At 37.2% G+C, this 16375-nt stretch carries 19 protein-coding genes; 10 read left to right on the forward strand and 9 right to left on the reverse strand.

Annotated elements, in window-relative coordinates:
• The 10 genes from BGP15_RS09435 to BGP15_RS09480 form a co-directional block, all read left to right on the forward strand.
• Window positions 1-690, forward strand: a 690-nt coding sequence (locus tag BGP15_RS09435; RefSeq protein WP_286769341.1) for a DUF932 domain-containing protein, incomplete at its 5' end; no start/stop codon positions are given.
• Window positions 691-744: 54 nt separating this feature from the next.
• The gene (locus BGP15_RS09440) at window positions 745-1023 is read left to right on the forward strand and encodes a hypothetical protein (RefSeq protein WP_052217449.1); all 279 of its coding nucleotides are present in this window, start codon (window positions 745-747) and stop codon (window positions 1021-1023) included.
• Window positions 1024-1144: 121 nt separating this feature from the next.
• Entirely contained in the window at window positions 1145-1633 is a 489-nt protein-coding gene (locus BGP15_RS09445) for a DUF1281 family ferredoxin-like fold protein (RefSeq protein ID WP_236688160.1), read from the forward strand.
• 204 nt (window positions 1634-1837) lie between these two features.
• Window positions 1838-2440, forward strand: coding sequence for a PRTRC system protein E (locus BGP15_RS09450; protein WP_038330828.1), 603 nt, complete (start codon window positions 1838-1840; stop codon window positions 2438-2440).
• Window positions 2441-2466: 26 nt separating this feature from the next.
• Window positions 2467-2685 (forward strand): PRTRC system protein C, encoded by a 219-nt coding sequence (locus BGP15_RS09455; protein ID WP_038330829.1) that lies wholly within the window; start codon window positions 2467-2469, stop codon window positions 2683-2685.
• Between the two features lie 17 nt (window positions 2686-2702).
• A complete protein-coding gene (locus BGP15_RS09460) occupies window positions 2703-3857 on the forward strand; it encodes an alpha/beta hydrolase family protein (RefSeq protein ID WP_038330831.1) in 1155 nt (384 codons plus the stop codon).
• Between the two features lie 10 nt (window positions 3858-3867).
• Window positions 3868-4581, forward strand: coding sequence for a PRTRC system protein B (locus BGP15_RS09465; protein WP_286769342.1), 714 nt, complete (start codon window positions 3868-3870; stop codon window positions 4579-4581).
• Entirely contained in the window at window positions 4578-5387 is an 810-nt protein-coding gene (locus BGP15_RS09470) for a PRTRC system ThiF family protein (protein WP_038330835.1), read from the forward strand. The genes BGP15_RS09465 and BGP15_RS09470 overlap by 4 nt, the downstream gene beginning before the upstream one ends.
• A gap of 321 nt (window positions 5388-5708) precedes the next feature.
• A complete protein-coding gene (locus BGP15_RS09475; protein WP_038330836.1) occupies window positions 5709-6887 on the forward strand; it encodes a hypothetical protein in 1179 nt (392 codons plus the stop codon).
• The gene (locus BGP15_RS09480; protein WP_038330838.1) at window positions 6887-9148 is read left to right on the forward strand and encodes a hypothetical protein; all 2262 of its coding nucleotides are present in this window, start codon (window positions 6887-6889) and stop codon (window positions 9146-9148) included. The genes BGP15_RS09475 and BGP15_RS09480 overlap by 1 nt, the downstream gene beginning before the upstream one ends.
• Window positions 9149-9179: 31 nt before the next feature.
• Here BGP15_RS09480 and BGP15_RS09485 read toward each other — a convergent pair whose 3' ends face one another.
• From BGP15_RS09485 to BGP15_RS09530, 9 genes are all read right to left on the reverse strand, one after another.
• Window positions 9180-9572: an ANTAR domain-containing protein gene (locus BGP15_RS09485; RefSeq protein WP_286769343.1), complete on the reverse strand. Its 393-nt coding sequence runs from the start codon at window positions 9570-9572 to the stop codon at window positions 9180-9182.
• A 725-nt stretch (window positions 9573-10297) separates the two neighbouring features.
• Entirely contained in the window at window positions 10298-10747 is a 450-nt protein-coding gene (locus BGP15_RS09495) for a DUF3872 domain-containing protein (protein WP_038330842.1), read from the reverse strand.
• Window positions 10748-10758: 11 nt separating this feature from the next.
• Window positions 10759-11319, reverse strand: coding sequence for a conjugal transfer protein TraO (locus BGP15_RS09500; RefSeq protein ID WP_038330845.1), 561 nt, complete (start codon window positions 11317-11319; stop codon window positions 10759-10761).
• 21 nt (window positions 11320-11340) lie between these two features.
• Window positions 11341-12243: a conjugative transposon protein TraN gene (gene traN / locus BGP15_RS09505; protein WP_038331136.1), complete on the reverse strand. Its 903-nt coding sequence runs from the start codon at window positions 12241-12243 to the stop codon at window positions 11341-11343.
• 23 nt (window positions 12244-12266) lie between these two features.
• On the reverse strand, window positions 12267-13619 hold the full coding sequence (gene traM / locus BGP15_RS09510) for a conjugative transposon protein TraM (protein ID WP_038330848.1): 1353 nt from the start codon (window positions 13617-13619) through the stop codon (window positions 12267-12269).
• Entirely contained in the window at window positions 13606-13893 is a 288-nt protein-coding gene (locus BGP15_RS09515) for a hypothetical protein (protein WP_038330851.1), read from the reverse strand. The genes traM and BGP15_RS09515 overlap by 14 nt, the downstream gene beginning before the upstream one ends.
• 10 nt (window positions 13894-13903) lie before the next feature.
• Window positions 13904-14527: a conjugative transposon protein TraK gene (traK, locus tag BGP15_RS09520; RefSeq protein WP_038330852.1), complete on the reverse strand. Its 624-nt coding sequence runs from the start codon at window positions 14525-14527 to the stop codon at window positions 13904-13906.
• 20 nt (window positions 14528-14547) lie between these two features.
• Window positions 14548-15543, reverse strand: coding sequence for a conjugative transposon protein TraJ (gene traJ, locus BGP15_RS09525; RefSeq protein WP_038330855.1), 996 nt, complete (start codon window positions 15541-15543; stop codon window positions 14548-14550).
• 3 nt (window positions 15544-15546) lie between these two features.
• Window positions 15547-16179, reverse strand: coding sequence for a DUF4141 domain-containing protein (locus BGP15_RS09530; protein WP_038330858.1), 633 nt, complete (start codon window positions 16177-16179; stop codon window positions 15547-15549).
• Window positions 16180-16375: the final 196 nt, after the last annotated feature.

Below are 16375 nucleotides of genomic sequence, written 5' to 3' on the forward strand. Positions count from 1 at the left end.
CGTATACATGGAGACATGTACGTACGGTTTGGGGGCAGACACAGGGAAACCAGCTATGGAAACATAGATATTGGCGTCAGGTGTCGAGCCTACTTTCTAACCACTTCGCATGACGGTAGCGGAAGTATTACAGCCGCTTTTACACCTATCCGAATTGTTTGCCAAAATACCTTAAATGCTTCTTTACGCAATATGAGCAATGTGGTACGCATCAAGCACACCGCAGGAGCAAAACAACGTTTAGACAACGCACATAAAGTTATGGGACTTGCTAACCAGTTCAGCGACCAGTTAGAAGGGATTTTCAATGAGTGGACGAAAGTCAAGGTATCAGACCAAGAGGTTAAAAAGCTAATCCAATTGGCACTTTGCCCAAATAAGGAAACATTGGAACTGCTGAAAAAAGGTGCGGAAGATGAAGTTTCCACCGTATTCAAAAACGTTGTTGAAGATGCTTTTGCTTATGCAATGATAAGCGATACCCAACAAATGGAAACCACCAAAGGTACATTGTTCGGAGCATACAATGCGGTAACAGGCTACTATCAGAACGTAAGAAATTACAAAGACAACGAAGCCAAATTACAGAGTATTGTAATGGGTGGTACTGCTCAACTGAAATCACAGAAAGCATTTGAATTATGTACCTCTTTTCAGAAAGTCGGTGCAGACGTTTTTCAACTCAATTAATTAAACCACAGGCTACCGCCTTACAAACGGTGGTAGCCTTTAAAAAGCATTACAATGAAAGCATTAGAAGAAATGAACAATGTGGAAAAGGGATATATACTGGCAAAACTGTTTTCCAAAAACCTTAAGGAAATAAGCCTTTTTATACAGCAGGAAACCGAGCGTTTCAGAAAACACGAGGAATATATGCGGAGTATATGGGCAGATAAAACCCTTATTACAGCCAATTTTTGGTTTGGTCTTGTAGAGAATACCGAAAGAATTTTAAAGCAGTACAACGTGATGTTACAGCGAAACCCAAGAGTATTTTCTGACCAACTTTTTGACGGTTAGAATGCCATATTTGTTTCAAATAGCTTGATAGAATATGCGGAAAAACCCGAATGTAACCACCAACTAAAACAGGCTATACACCTGCTTTTCGGAGAACAAAAAATGATTGAAATAACCTTAAATGATAACAGCAATGGCGAACTGGTGTAGTAATACGGTTGTGTTCGAGGGAAAACCCGAAGCAATCACACAGATACAACAACTTTTCCAAATCTTAAAGGAAAAGGAAGAGCAAGCCGAAGAAGGGCAATTGCCCGACTTTTCAGACAGTACGAACGGTGGGTATTTCTTCAATATCTACTGGAACGAGGGCGATGAAGGAAATTTTCAGTACGAAACCAAATGGTCGCCTAACTCCGAGATACTGCGGAGCATAGCAGACCGATACCAAGTTGATTTTGTACAGGATTATGAGGAAATGGGAAACGGGATATATGGTAGAGCAACCTATCAAAACGGCATACTGGACGATGTATGTTTGAGCGATGAAGACATAGAGGCGTATGATTTTGATGAAGATACAGACACTTACCATTTTGAGGGGGAAACTTATGAAAGTGATTGCGAAATACTGGAAACGCTTTTGGAACGCAAATTATCATTGCTATGAAAGTAACGGATTTAAACGGATGCTCTATCGAAGTCACTGACCTTGATGAAGCCATAAAGATTAGCAAGCGGTTCACTGGTTACAGACACGAGGACGAAAGTTTCTACGAGTTCGACAAGAGACAGAACGCATACTGGACAGATATGTACAATAAACTGACAGCTAAGAAAAAACGATTAGAGGACAAACAAAAAAATTAGAACGATGAATACAAATTTTTTCAATCAGATACAGCAGTTGAACTTTACAGGAGTATTACAACTGAACATTTCAAAGGGAGCAGAAACCAAGCTAATCGTATCGGTTATGCTTAACAATGAACAATGCGGGGATAATGCAAAAAACCTTATTCCGCCCCTTACATTCAATGCTACCGCACAGGAGTTTGATGAGGGATTTTTTGAACAGATAACCGCACCAGTACAAACCGTTTCGGGTTTGATGGTGGATATGGAGAAATTCTTAAAGCAAATGGAAGAAGTCAAAAAACAATCGGCAATGGAGAAGGAAAAAGCCGATAAGGAGAAGAAAGAAAAGGAAGCCAGGGACAAGAAATATAAAGAAGCTATGGCAAAGGCTGACGAACTGGAAAAAGAGGGTAAATTCCGTGAAGCGTGGATGAAAGTGCCGAACCCTGCCGATTTTCCCGACTATGCCGATGCCATACGCAAACGTAAAACTTCACTATCGGGCAAATTTGCCACACCGAGCCTTTTCGGTGCGACAGAAGAAGCAACACCCGAACCGATACAATCGGCAGAAGTTACAGACGATTACCCCATTGATGAAGCAGGAGAAGAAGAATAAAAGTACTAACCCAAAAATCAAATGTTATGTTATTAGCAACGCAATTACAACGAGTTTTTATATTGAATGATAAGGGGCAGGAAATCAAACTGAACGACCCCGAACCGCAATGGAGTGTACAGGCAGTAATGAATTTTTATTCCAATACATACCCCATTCTGACTACCGCAAAAGTATCAGCACCACAAATCAAGGACGATACGGTACAGTACCGTTTTGAAAGTGCAATGGGAACAAAAGGTTAAACTAAAACAGTAAAACAATGACTTATGCAACGACATACCGTATCGGGAACATTCCAAATGCCCCAAGAACCCAAGCAAAAGCAATTGCACCGTCAGTTGAGCGAGTTCGCAAACTGGATGCAACGACCGAAAGACGCAAACGAAATCCAAAAGGACAAACAACAGTCCGTACCAGTAGCCATGTTACCAATGGTTTTTTAAGGACTTCGTTTCTCCCTAAACTGAACGAAACAGAAACAGTACAGGCTTGCAGGGATAATATCAAAATGGAAAGGGATTTTTATAGTTCCCTTTCTCAATTGGCAGAGCATTACGGCATCATTCCGAAATCAACGCAATCTTACGGCTATCCCTACAATATCGCATTGGCTTTAAAAGACACCGAAGAACAGCTAAAACTTAAAATAACGGATTGGGAAGAAATCAGACTGATACAGGATAGCAAGAAAGTGTTTTTTACAAGCGAGGAAAGATATAATACTGGTACAACCCTGTATTACATTCCTGTAATACCCTTATTTCGTTGGTTGAAAGACCCAAAGCGAAAACATACCGCTCAACTGTTTTTGTCAGTTTGCAGTTATTTGTACCACATTGCCGATATTCCATACTACAGACAGGAAAGTAGTTACCTGTACTGGATGTATGAAATGCACAAAGATTGGGTAACCGAGGATGATTACGGAGAAGATACAGAAGCCTACCTCAGCGAATTTTCTCAAGCAGAATGGATTGGCGACTGTATGGAAAAGAAGATTTACAACGAAGCTAATTTAAGGCTCTTTAAAGAACGTTTAAACCGTTTTAAAGCGAAAGATAAGATTGATGCTGATTGCTTTAAAGTAGCACAGGAAGCCTATGCAATTTATCAGCAGTACCCTAATGCAAACGTATTCCGCAATGCCCGACCAAATGGCGAAGCCAATGAAGAAGACATGGAAAATATCATTTCAATGGAAAAGTATGTTTCATTCTGTGCAGATGGTACAGGCTGGCTTATGGATAATGTGGTAGAATCAGTAAACAACGAATTACAGGAATACGGACAGATGGAAGAACCCATTATTATAAAACGGTTTGACGGAAGTGATATAACCGCCAACACATTGGAGTTTGAAAACCGTTTGCTTACGATGATAAATGAATTGACCTACATTTTGAATAATTTTTAAAAACAAGGCTATGAACGATATAACACAGGATTTCGGAACGCTATACTACCCAAAATCAGCATTGGTATTTTATCAGACTACTGGAAAGGGTAACAATACTTATGTAGAGCATTTTGATATGGATAAAAACGGTACTCCCATTAATGCACACCCTTTGACCGTAAAAGAAGCAAACCAACTGGCAAAGGCGTTGAAAACTGCCAAAGAAGAAAAAGAACCGTTATTGAAACCGCAGGGAGTATTGAGCAATCAGGTTTTATACTTCGACCCTAATGGAAACAAAGTAGTTTGGTTTACAAAAGCCACACAAAGGGAACTATATTTTATTGAAAGTCTGGGAATACCCAAAGGCAAAGCCAATGTACCACCTATGCTGTGGGTAGCCAACCGCAACGGTTTAGCCGTTTTCGCCTTACCGAATAGAAGAAGACCTACAATAAACACAAAGCTGTACAATGCCCCCTTTTTTAACGTGTATGAGGACGGCAATGTATGTATGGGTACAGTAGATGTACGCATAAAGAAAACCGCTTCATTGGAAGAATTTATAAACAAATGGGAAGGCTTTTTCTTTAACAGCTATTTCAGTCATTTAATGCACGGTCATAACCCGATAAATGGAAATTGCGTAAGCCTTTGGGAGAATTTAATCGCCACAGGCGACGCCTTTCCAATGGAAGTATTGACAGAACATAACCTAACCTTAAAAGACATATTGCGATGAACAACGAAAGAATAAAAGTCCATTTTACGGACAATAGTTTAATAAATGCCACCAATCCCATATCGATAAACCTTATCGGTGCAGGTGGCACAGGCTCAAAGGTTTTGACCGCCTTAATGGAAATGAACCACAGTTTAATAGCTTTAGGACACGCAGGATTGTCCGTTCGTCTTTGGGATGATGATGTTATCACAGAAGCAAATTTGGGAAGACAGCGTTTTGCAGAATGTGAGGTCGGGTTGTATAAATCCGTTGCTCTCATCAACCGAGCAAACCGCTTTACAGGTACTAACTGGAAAGCCGAAACACAGAAGTTTGAAAAAGATAGTTTGGGCAAAGTTCCCGAAAACGCACAGGCTACTATCTTTATTACCTGTGTAGATATTGTAAAAGCAAGGTTTGGTATTGCTGAAATATTGAAAGCATTGGATAACGGAAAATATTACCATCATAAACCAAAATATTGGTTGGATTATGGAAACAGCCAATATACAGGACAGGTATTATTATCAACGATTGGAGATATAAAACAGCCTAATTCCGACAGATACGAAACGGTATCTAATCTGCCAATGGTTACCGATGAATTTGGACATTTGCTGAAGCAGTCCGAACAACAGGACGATACACCAAGTTGCAGTTTAGCTGAAGCATTGGAAAAACAGGATTTATATATCAATTCGTCACTCGCACAAATGGGAAGTTCTTTGTTATGGGGTTTGTTCCGTAATGGATTGACTGAAAACAGGGGCTTTTTTCTCAATTTGAAAGATTTCCGTTCACAACCCATACAAGTCGCCCGATAGCAGAAATCTGGCGGCAAAAAGACACACCCTCCCGAAGGTCGGGGCAGTCTTTTTGCATTTAAGCGGTGCAACCACTTTGCCAAAATGTATGGCTACACCCCATCTTCACTTCTCATTTTATCAAACAGGTTGCGATCTGTTTTGCAGGGATATTCAGTATCCCTTTCGTTGTTTTTGGAGACTTCTTTTCTTTCCACATCTGCGACCAAAGAAAAGAAGCAAAAGAACGCCGCTTGGTTAGATTGGCTTTTAATATTTTAGTATGTTTGTTATTTGAAATTTACAAGGATTTTAGTAAAAGAATGTAAATAAAGAAACTATATGATCAAAATATCAATACCTAAAAATATCACTCCTCGCAAAATGGAGATTTTATATAGGAAACATATAAATAATGAGGTCGAGGGTGTTATAAATCTAAAAATGCCAGGTTCATTAAACAAATATACATTTGGACTATTGGGAGATTTGTTAAAGTTCATTATCACATTAAATAATAAATCAAATATTCAAACATTAGAATTAGATGTAGATAATGAAAACTTAAACAATTTTTATGATCAAGAATATGCTTATCCTGTAGTCTCATTATTATGGAATACAACAAATTTCATTGATAAAAACAATGTCAATATTAAGGATCGTTTAAGAGAACTGCAAAACGATTTTTTCATAAAAATGAATTCGTTAGATAGAATAAAGGGTAATAAATATATTCTGACAAATACGGATCATCTTTCAAAAAACAAAGGTTTAATAAGGTTACTTGAAAGTCCTGATGGGTTTAACGATGATGAAGATCAAATCAAATACAGCATCAAGAAAATTTTCAATGACTATGTTTTGACCTTTAATAAAAACAACAAAATTGAATTTGAGAATCTTATTGAAGATATTGGTGCAATAGTCTACGAGTTAACAAAAAACACTTACGAATGGGGGAAGACTGACCAAAATTTAATAGATATTCCTGCAAGTATACGCGGAGTTTACTTTAGGTTTCATATAAATAATAGTAATAAAATATTTGAGGAGTTCGAAGAAACACCTATTCAATCCTTTTTTCAACACCCGTTCATTTTGGAAAACTGCGTTAACGAACACAATCAAATTTATTATTTAGAAATTTTAGTTTTTGATTCAGGGGTAGGATTTATTGACAAATTTACTAAGAAAGAAACATTAACGGATTTAGAAGTTATTAAGAAGTGTCTTGTGAAAAATCAGACATCTTCAACCTCTAATCTAAAGTCAAAGAAAGGTATAGGATTAGACCGTATATTAAATATATTGAATAAAAAAGGTTTTGTGAAAATTTCAACCGATAAGTATTGTGTTTACAGAGATTTAATAAAGGACAATTACAAACCTATTGACATAGAAAAATTGAAGGATCTAAAGCTTGAGGATTGGAATAATGATGGTTTTAAAACGGACAATATCATTAAATCGCAAGGTTCTTATATCAGTATTCTATATCCATTCAAAAGCAATCGATAATGGGAAAATTTTACATTTACAACTCAAACATCGGAGATAAAAAATATAAAAGTGCCACAATAATTTTCAACCCTAATATCGAGTTTGATTTTGGTGCTTTGAAGAATGAATTGACAGAACATTTTAGATATTTCCATCAAACAAGTGCCCTCGTTTTTCTTCATTGCTCTACTGTATCTTCTGTAGAATCTCTTATAAAAATTAATCTCGATAAAATTTTTAAAAGTATTCCAAAAGCAGAAGAAAACTCACTTGTTGAAAGCATTTTTTATGTTGGTTACAATAAATCAGACTTTATCTTTTCAAAAGATGATCGCTTTTTGAAAGAGAACTTTAAGGAAATTATTAATCAAGGATTAGCAAACATCTTTATATCAAATGGAGGGCTAGTAGAGAGTAATGGCATTTCTCACCATTATGTTTTTCCATCAGGAAAGCATTCAACCAAATTTTTAAGAACGGCAAATGTATTAGTACAAAAAAGTGAAATTGATTTCATTGGATTAAATCTTTTGCATTTATTTAAAAACACAGAAATTCGAAATATTTATTGTGATACGTTATCTATAAATGTTGTCGGGTACTCCATAAGCCAATATCTGAAAAGATATGATAATAGAGAAGATCTTAATATTGAGTCATTTAAATCGTACGATGGCATATACAGTAAAAATACCAAATTCTATAAAGATTCAATTTTTTTAATATCTGCATCGACATCTGGTGGATTAGTTCATTATTTAAAAGGGAATCATCCAGAGATAGATTCAAAAGATGTTTGTATTCTTTACTATCTTCCAATAGAAAAGCCGTCAAATCTCTCACTTGAAAGAGTTCTCTGTAATTTAGAACGTAATGAAAAATTTCAATACGGATTAGAGATTTATAAGCAATTCAAGGCTGGTGAAAGATGTTCGTTTTGCGAGAATCAATCTACTGCAATTAAGATTGTTGGGGACTCCTTTAGTTTGGATGAACCTATTATAAATACTAGAAATATCGTTGCTAGTAAATACATAACCAAAACCTTAAAAGATTTTGTGGAAGTATTCAAATATAATGAGGAGACTGGCACTTCCTTAAAAGTTTCTTTTAGTGAAGATACTATCAATAGAAAAAAATACAATTTGTATATTGATTATGAGAATATCATTAGAAATATTGAAAAGAAACACTATAAAAGCCATAAAAGTAAGATAGACGCTTTCGTTAATCAATACGTACCAGCATCATTAAAGTATATAATCCATTTGAATGATAAAGGGTCAGAATTATTAGCAAAGTATATCTTGGAAAAGACTACTTGCTTTTCTAAGAATTCAATTGAAGTTATTAATCAATCTGAATTAGTTGATAAAAAGATTTCTGAAGAAGAATCTGGTTCTATTTTGATTGTAGCTTCTTGTATTACAAATGGGAAAAACCTACTTTATTTGAGTAGATATTTCAGAAATTATAATAATATCAGACTTATATACTTTATTGGTATCAATAGAATTAGTGATTCTGATAAGCATAAAGAATTAAAAAGTAATATTAAATATGGACTATATGGTGCAGAAAATAGTTCTTTCGTAGAAATAGAGACTATTAATTGTGATAACTCCAATATAGAAACACCTTGGGAAATTGAGCTAGATCATTTACGAGAAATACAAGAGGGCTTAAATGAACCATCTAGTTTTGTAAATGAAAGAATAACGACAATAAATAACTTTTCTAATAAAACATTCAAAGGTGGCACACAAAAAATATTTTATCCTGATATTCTAGGTAATGAATTACAAATTCGCAAAAATTCCGCTTTTTTTAATAGTAATGATTACTTTGAGCAAGTAACTCAATCGGATATTTATTTTACTATTTCTTGTGTTTTAAATAATCTAAGAAATAATAGAATTGACGGGCTTTATCAGACTAATTTTGTAAAGAATTTACTTGATCCATTTGTTTTTAATCGTTTCAATGATGGGATTATTCAAGCGTCTATTCTTAGAGCAGCAAAAAATGACGAGCTTAATTATTCATTTAGTCGTAAGAATTCTGAGGACATGTTGATGCTTTTAAAGACCTTTGCAAAACATAGTGATGAATATCAAGGTGAAGCACTAATGGAATTTCTCTATGCTCTCAGCATTGGGAGGTTACGTTTGTTTAAAGACCATTATCCTCTATTGATAGATGAGCTTGAAAATATTGAACATGAACACGTTAAAATCTTGTGTAAAATCATTTTAGAAGTGTACGAGAAGAGTCTATAGAGTATTAGATTGTTATTCATAACATTGAAAATTAGCCATTGACAAGGATGTCAATGGCTAATTTAAAATCATCAGCATCACTACCAGCTAATAAATAGCTCGAAACACCAATATCTAACAAGTTTTTACCGACTTTCTTATCATCAATATCACTATGTGCAATAAGTTGAATGGTTGGATATTGTGTCCTTAATAATTGAAGCTGTGCTAGTACATTCTTGTCATAAAAGTCAAGATCAATAATACAAGCTTTAGGAAGTATTTTTAGTGTGAGTAAGTAATTTAATCCATCTTGAACATTTTCCAATCGGAATAAAGCTTCAATTCCTAAAGCATTTAAGTCATTACAAATACGATCTAGAATTGGACTTTTATCATTGATAAAACCAAGGGTCATTTTTTGTGGATGTGTGTCTGTTTCCATATCAATATACTTTTAAAAATTGATGTGGCCTTACGAAAAAAAGAAGCGTAGGCAACTACAACTTACCGATACTGAGGCACTGGTATACCCGACAACGAATAAGCGAGCGCCCACGCCTATAGCGTGAGCGTTCCTACTTATTGTCTTGTTGTCTTAAAAATTACCAGTTTTCAGTACCAAGACTTAAAGCAAAAACACTTTAAGATTTTCTATATTTTACTAAGCAAATATACTAAAGTCGTTTTAATTGATTAGCATACTCTCTATAATTGTAATCCTTATCAATCATTATCTCTTTTAAAAAACAAAAAATCGGATAACCTTTTAGATATCCGATTCTCCTAAAAATGTAATTAGAAATTATTTTTGATTTGATTGCTCTGTTTTTACTTCCTTTTTCTCCCTCGAATAAACCCACAATGACAATAGCCCAAAGATAATTAATGCATAGGCTAACCATTTGCCGATCCTTTCAATTAATTTAATGAATACCGAACTTTCGTATGAGGAAAATCCTTCTGCTCCCATAGGACCACGTCTGTAAAACTTTCGACGGTTAAGCCAATACCGTAATCCTAAGCCTGCAACCAAGAATATTATTGAAATAACTAACGATGAAACCATATCCAAATGTATTTAATTCTACCTTTTAAATTTACAAAAAATCACCCTCAATCTACATCAAAAAAGAAAACCCTGCTTTGTGGCAGGATTTCTTTTTACTTCTAATCATTACTGTTAAACTGAAAACTTATTTGCTTTTCATTCCCGAAGCTATCCGAAATCCACACATCAAAAGACTGCGATACGGATGACGTTGAAGTATAATACAAGCGAAATTGTTCCGATGCCAAAGGATACAAATCGTTGGGTAGATATGGTGGTTCATCGTAATACCTCAACGAGCCTTGTCCGTCGAATTGGAAGTAGCGTAGGAAATATTGTGTGTTGCTGTAATTTCCTGTACGCTGTATGGTAATGCGGATCTCAACGGTATTTCCATTGGCAATCTCTTTAGGAACTGGCATTACATTGACCTCAAAAGGAAAATCGTTCTGTATTTCGAGTTCGTCATCTTTACTACAAGATACCAAAGAAACCGAAGCTGTCAGGATTGCCAGCATTAAATATAACGGCAGTAATCCTATTCTGAATTTATTAAATATTGCTATCATAATTTTACGTATTAAAAGTTAAATCTTAATCCCGCACCTGCGGAAGGTCGGAATTGTCGCAAATCTGTACCCCATAACACTTTTGTATGCCCTTGTAAAACCAATACAAATCTGTCAGACAGGTACGTTTCAAAGGTCAGCCGACCACTGGCACCGTAGATGAAATTGTCCTCGCTAACTATTTTCGCACCATCGTACAACATTGTTTCTCCACGGTTGATATTTTCGTAACCAACAACACCTGTTATCCCTGCATTGAGTGTGATATTCTTACGGGCATCGCCCAATAAAAAGAAACTGTAACCACCTTCAGCCGTGTAGGTTTCCTGCGGTATTTGAAGCGATTTGTAATTGTGGTATTGATGTGTGTATTCCAAAGCCCATATCTGATAATTTCCGTTTTTACCGTTTACGGTCATACCCAGACTGATGTAATAATCGTTACCGATTTTATCATCAGATAAAATACCTGTACTTATTTCCAAACCTTTTTGTTTGGGTAACATTCTTTGTGCCTGTGTTACCGTGATGGCCATAAAGAGCAACATCACGGTGTAGATATATTTTTTCATTGTAATTACTTTAAAAGGTTATTAAAATTTCAGGTGCATATCATTGATTACACGGGCTTTGATTAAGTCCGAATTTTCTACCTGAAGCATTTGGTGTCGTCCGCCGTTTTTCTCAAAGATTTCAATCAGCAACACCTTATCGTTGGCAATGGTAAATTGGTCTAACAAAAAAACATTTTGCTCGGTAGATTGTCCGTTTATTCCGTCTTCCAAAGGCTTGTAAGTTCGAAGCGGTATCATAGGTCGTTCCTGTAATACGGTACGTTTGGCTACCTTTTTATCTACCACCTTGAAGTTGATAAAATCAATATTAAAAGGTACGTTGCTCTTGTTTCTCAATTCCGTATGGAAATAGTATTTCCCGTTGTGGATATAGATACCTTTCAAGATAAACTGAATACCGAAGCTCTTTGCCCCGATGTGCTTTACAATACGCTTATCTTTCTTGTAAATGGTTTCCAATAACAAACCAGCCAAAGACGGAGAATTGTTCCCCAATTCTTCAAACAACACATCGTTTCCATTGGCTTTATCTACTGCTTTTTGCATTGTTAGCAGGTCGTAGCTCAACGCTTCGGGGTAAGAACTGTAATACACATTGAAAGAGTAAAAGCGACCATCATTGGTAATTACGGAAAAGTTGGTTTCGGCTTCAAAATTCCGAACTGATGCTTTTACACGCAATACGTTTTCTGCATTTTCGGCTTTTCCGGCAATCAGGTATTCGCTTCCCAAATCCACATAACGAATGGCAGTCGGGAAAATCAGGTGCGATGTTTTATCGTAAGTTACTTCCATACGATATGGCTCAATTCTGCCCAATTCAAGAGGTGTTTTTACAGGTACACTATCCTGTGCAAAGGAGGTTACGGCAAAGCCGATAGTCAGGGCAACTGCCCAAAAGGTTTTAAAAATATTTTTCATTTTTTTAATATTTGAGTTTAACATTATTGCTTTGATACAAGAAAGACCTGATGCCCTGCTTTTAGTGTAACTTTTGGAGTGCGTACTTTCTTGGCGAAATAGCCCGAAACTCCCTGCACCACGCCACGGCTTAAATCTGCAGCTACCTGTTGTCCTGCATTCTGGGTAAGCATCAGACTGGTTCCACCTGTCTGACTCATATTGCCCGCCATTTCGGTAAGAGCATTCATTTCAGGAGAATACGGAACATACAGACCTTGCTGTCCGTCCAGATCATAGATGGTGATATCAACCGGAATGATATTGCCCTCCAGTTCAACAGAGGTAATTTTAAGCTGTAAACGTCCTCCTTGAAATTTGGCATTAGCTGTTACAATGGTTCCCTGTGGAATAGTACGGCTTGGTGTTTTTGCAGGTTCTAATAATCGTAAACGAACACCGGTTTCGCCAACCACTGTTTGTGCATCGTGTACACAGGCTTTGATACTGTTTTTGGGTTGTACCATTTGTTCGGTAGTACTTGCTGTATAAAACCCTCTGTTTCGGGTTTCGCTCCAATTTTCCAAAAACTCACTATCTGTAGGCTCACGATACAAGGCGGATACGGTATTCTTCCTTGCAGCAGTAAATGATACAAAATGTTCTTTTTTATTCTCACCCGAAGCCACTGAAGTGGTACTATTTGTTGCAGGTACAGGTTGTTCTGCGGTGTTGGTATTCGTATTTGTCGGGAGATATTTTGCCGCCATCTGATAGGATTTTTCCATCAATGCAATCTGGTCATCTACAGTTGTAGGCTTTGGCAGATCTCTATCAGCTAGTTGTTCTTTCAACTCGTCCAATTGCTTGCGAAGTTCCATTGTTTCAGAATTGTTGTCCTGATAGAAATTACCCAATGTACTTTGTGCATTTCGATAGCTGTTCAATGCAGGATTACTGTTTCTTCCCGAATTTCTACTACCACCTCCATAGCCGGTGCTTTCATCATCATCTTCGGTAAATTCATCCACAGGCTCTTTCTTGTCATCGGTGTTCCAATAATCTGAAAGCGTTGCTAAACCATTACGCTTCTCCTGTTCTTTGCGTTCCAACATTTCAAGTTCATACGCCTTGCCTTTGTCGGCAGGCATTCCTGCTCCGGTAGCCTGTGGCACGTCATCGTTTAGCCCGATGTTTTCGATTTCCTTTTTGTCTTCCGACGGTTTAAAAATTAAATACATACAACCCACGAAAACAATACCCATCAAACCAAAAATCAAAGGCTTTTTGAGCTTTTCCGTTTTATTCTCCTTACCGTTTTGCAGTACATCGGCGGTTTCTTTCGGGTTACCCTCCGTTACCCGAACAACCGACTTTTTGTTCTCATTTTCTTTCATAAATCTGATTTTTTAAAATTGTTGATAATGTGTCCTGTAACCTTGCAGGACTTTCGTTCTTTTTAAGGACAGGGTTTTCAATATGCTCTATCTGTATATCGTTTTTTGAATTGCTTGTATCGTACCATACTTTGGTAACAACGCCTACAGTAAGCAGTAGATAACCAATAAAGAAGTACAGCGTGTATAGGTGTTGCTTCCTCAATGGTAAAGCCCTCCAACTGTTGTCCAGCTTGTCAAAAAACCTGTCCATATTTTCCTTGAATTTTTTCATATATCCTGTTTTAACGTTCGATGACCTCTATATCCTTGTTCTCTACCACCGCAAATTTTTCGATGTTAAAACCTTGGGGATTGTTGTCGGAACGAACGGAGTTTACGAGATAGCAGGAAGTAACCAGGTTACGACGTGTTACATTACTTGACCTAATGATGAACTGCTTTGCGTAGGTACGCACCGCATAAGGATAATTGTCAAAGTTGCACACTACACTATCTACCTCTATGCGTTGCTGTACATTACCCGAAATAATACGGCTGTAATACCCTTTTTCAGAAAGGTCTTTGTAATAATCAAAGGCTGATTTATCGGCAAGATTGAAAGCCCTGCTCATATTACTTTCAATGGCATTCTTGTCGGGAGCCAGCGTAAAGAACAGTTCATGAAAACGCCTAACGTGTTCCCGAGCCTCAACAGGTCGATTAATATTGGCATCTTGCGACAGGGCAAGCATTAAGGATTTACCGTTATCCAGTACATAGATTTTTTGACGTTGCTCATCGGCAAAGCTGTAGGATTTCCATACGGCATATCCTACAATACCAATACAGAGAACTGCAAATACTATGGCATACAAACGTATCTGCCTAAAGCTGTTTTCTATATTTCTTAAAGTTTTAAATTCCATTGTTAACTGATTTAATTATTTTATTTTCCCATTAATTTGCCACCGATATTCCCTGCCGCCGAACCAGCTCCTGCACCTGCAATATTTCCAGTTTTCATAGCCGCTTGGTTTACGTTGCGTGTAAAGTTTCCTGCACCTCCGGCTTGGATTACCCATCCTGTTACTGTTGGTATGGTGAAGTATCCGATAATGCCGATAATCATAAAAATGATGTACACGGTATTGCTGGTATCAGGTATATATGTTGGGTCTGCTAGCATAGCTATATCTCTTTCCAATATGAGAGATTGTATCCTTGCCAGCATAGAGCTGAAAAGATCCGAAACGGGAAGCCAGAGATATACACTGACATACCGTGTAATCCATTGTGTGAGCGTGGACTGAAAACCGTCCCATACGGAGATAGCAAAAGCAATTGGACCGAGAATGCTTAAAACAATCAGAAAGAACGTTCGGATAGTATCAATGACTAAAGCCGCAGCTTGGAAAAGTATTTCGAGTAGGTTACGAAACCAATCTTTGATGGCTTTTTCGATCTTGTAGGCTTGTCTGTCCATATACATGCCGGCTATTGTTCCAATATCGGATGGCGACCAGCCCAGTTCCTCCAGCTTTTTATCAAACTCTTCGTCCGATACCATATAGGCTGTTTCTGGGTTTCTGACCATTGCTTCATATTCCAATTGGTCTTTCTGCTGTTGTAGCTTGTTCAGATCAAGTACCTGGTCTTCGAGTATTTGATGGGTTCCGGTTACCACAGGACTTAATACCGCATTAATGGTTCCCAACACGATAGTTGGGAAAAACATAATGCAAAGTCCTAAAGCAAACGGACGAAGTAATGGGAACACATCAATAGGTTCGGCACGGCTTAAAGCCTGCCAAACCTTTAATGCTACATAGAACAAAGCTCCCAATCCTGCCAAACCTTTCGCAACCGCAGCCATATCGCCTGCAAGAGGCATCATATCATCGTAGAGCGAACGCAGAAGTTCGTGAAGATTATCCCATTCCATAATTTACCAGTATTTTTGGTTAGAAGTTCCGTACAGATCAAGCACTCTTTTAGCATCATTTTTCTTTTTTGCTCTCAGGTAACTTACTGATATGTTCTTATTGGTGTAATAGCGTACAAGGCTGTGGTATTCTTTTACTTCTTTGTACACCCGGTCAATAATATCCATACGCTCTTTGTCATTCAGTGAAAGACTTGATGCACTGATGATCTGCTTCAATTCCTTTAGAAGTTCAGTACTTTCATTCAGCAGTGCCGAATACCCGTTACCAATAGCTACTAACTCATTTGGTTTGAAATTCGGATCGTTCATCATCTTACCGAAATTGGTCACATACATTTCAGACACATCGCCCACTAGCAAAACTGTTTGCTGTACCTTACGAGCATCTTTCACAAGGTTGTTGATAGCTTGCAGTTTATCGTAATATTCCTTGCCTTGTTTGTACACTTTTTCAACCTCTTTGAAGTTCTTTACGACATTGCTCACAGTGGATGAAGTCTGTACGATTTCATTCGCTGAGTTGAGAATACCTGAAGCCAAATTTGCCGGGTCAGTTACTACAAATTGAGCCTTTGCGGACGGTGCTACGGCAAACATCATTGCCGTAAGCATCATTAAAAATATTTTTTTCATTGTCTTAAAATTTTTGATTGTTAATAACTATTGATTTAAGTTGTCACGCCTTTGCATAGCGATATGCTTAATGGCGAGTTCCACATTACCGTCCAATTCGGAAGCGAGTTGCATCACTTCCATTTTTTCGGTTTCTTCTGTCGTGTAAGCGTAGGATAAGAACCCGGCGCCTTGCCATATTGACTATGGTAGGTTT

Source organism: Sphingobacterium sp. 40-24 (assembly GCF_001899705.1).
GTDB classification, from domain to species: domain Bacteria; phylum Bacteroidota; class Bacteroidia; order Sphingobacteriales; family Sphingobacteriaceae; genus Sphingobacterium; species Sphingobacterium multivorum.

What these genes read in the sequence shown, in the direction of transcription:
- BGP15_RS09530 (WP_038330858.1), bottom strand. Translation starts at nt 16,179, where the DNA reads ATGAAAAAAATATTTTTAATGATGCTTACGGCAATGATGTTTGCCGTA.
- BGP15_RS09475 (WP_038330836.1), top strand. Translation starts at nt 5,709, where the DNA reads ATGATCAAAATATCAATACCTAAAAATATCACTCCTCGCAAAATGGAG.
- BGP15_RS09450 (WP_038330828.1), top strand. Translation starts at nt 1,838, where the DNA reads ATGAATACAAATTTTTTCAATCAGATACAGCAGTTGAACTTTACAGGA.
- BGP15_RS09460 (WP_038330831.1), top strand. Translation starts at nt 2,703, where the DNA reads ATGACTTATGCAACGACATACCGTATCGGGAACATTCCAAATGCCCCA.
- BGP15_RS09515 (WP_038330851.1), bottom strand. Translation starts at nt 13,893, where the DNA reads ATGAAAAAATTCAAGGAAAATATGGACAGGTTTTTTGACAAGCTGGAC.
- BGP15_RS09465 (WP_286769342.1), top strand. Translation starts at nt 3,868, where the DNA reads ATGAACGATATAACACAGGATTTCGGAACGCTATACTACCCAAAATCA.
- BGP15_RS09500 (WP_038330845.1), bottom strand. Translation starts at nt 11,319, where the DNA reads ATGAAAAAATATATCTACACCGTGATGTTGCTCTTTATGGCCATCACG.
- traM (WP_038330848.1), bottom strand. Translation starts at nt 13,619, where the DNA reads ATGAAAGAAAATGAGAACAAAAAGTCGGTTGTTCGGGTAACGGAGGGT.
- BGP15_RS09485 (WP_286769343.1), bottom strand. Translation starts at nt 9,572, where the DNA reads ATGGAAACAGACACACATCCACAAAAAATGACCCTTGGTTTTATCAAT.
- BGP15_RS09495 (WP_038330842.1), bottom strand. Translation starts at nt 10,747, where the DNA reads ATGATAGCAATATTTAATAAATTCAGAATAGGATTACTGCCGTTATAT.
- BGP15_RS09455 (WP_038330829.1), top strand. Translation starts at nt 2,467, where the DNA reads ATGTTATTAGCAACGCAATTACAACGAGTTTTTATATTGAATGATAAG.
- traJ (WP_038330855.1), bottom strand. Translation starts at nt 15,543, where the DNA reads ATGGAATGGGATAATCTTCACGAACTTCTGCGTTCGCTCTACGATGAT.
- traN (WP_038331136.1), bottom strand. Translation starts at nt 12,243, where the DNA reads ATGAAAAATATTTTTAAAACCTTTTGGGCAGTTGCCCTGACTATCGGC.
- BGP15_RS09445 (WP_236688160.1), top strand. Translation starts at nt 1,145, where the DNA reads ATGATAACAGCAATGGCGAACTGGTGTAGTAATACGGTTGTGTTCGAG.
- traK (WP_038330852.1), bottom strand. Translation starts at nt 14,527, where the DNA reads ATGGAATTTAAAACTTTAAGAAATATAGAAAACAGCTTTAGGCAGATA.
- BGP15_RS09440 (WP_052217449.1), top strand. Translation starts at nt 745, where the DNA reads ATGAAAGCATTAGAAGAAATGAACAATGTGGAAAAGGGATATATACTG.
- BGP15_RS09480 (WP_038330838.1), top strand. Translation starts at nt 6,887, where the DNA reads ATGGGAAAATTTTACATTTACAACTCAAACATCGGAGATAAAAAATAT.
- BGP15_RS09470 (WP_038330835.1), top strand. Translation starts at nt 4,578, where the DNA reads ATGAACAACGAAAGAATAAAAGTCCATTTTACGGACAATAGTTTAATA.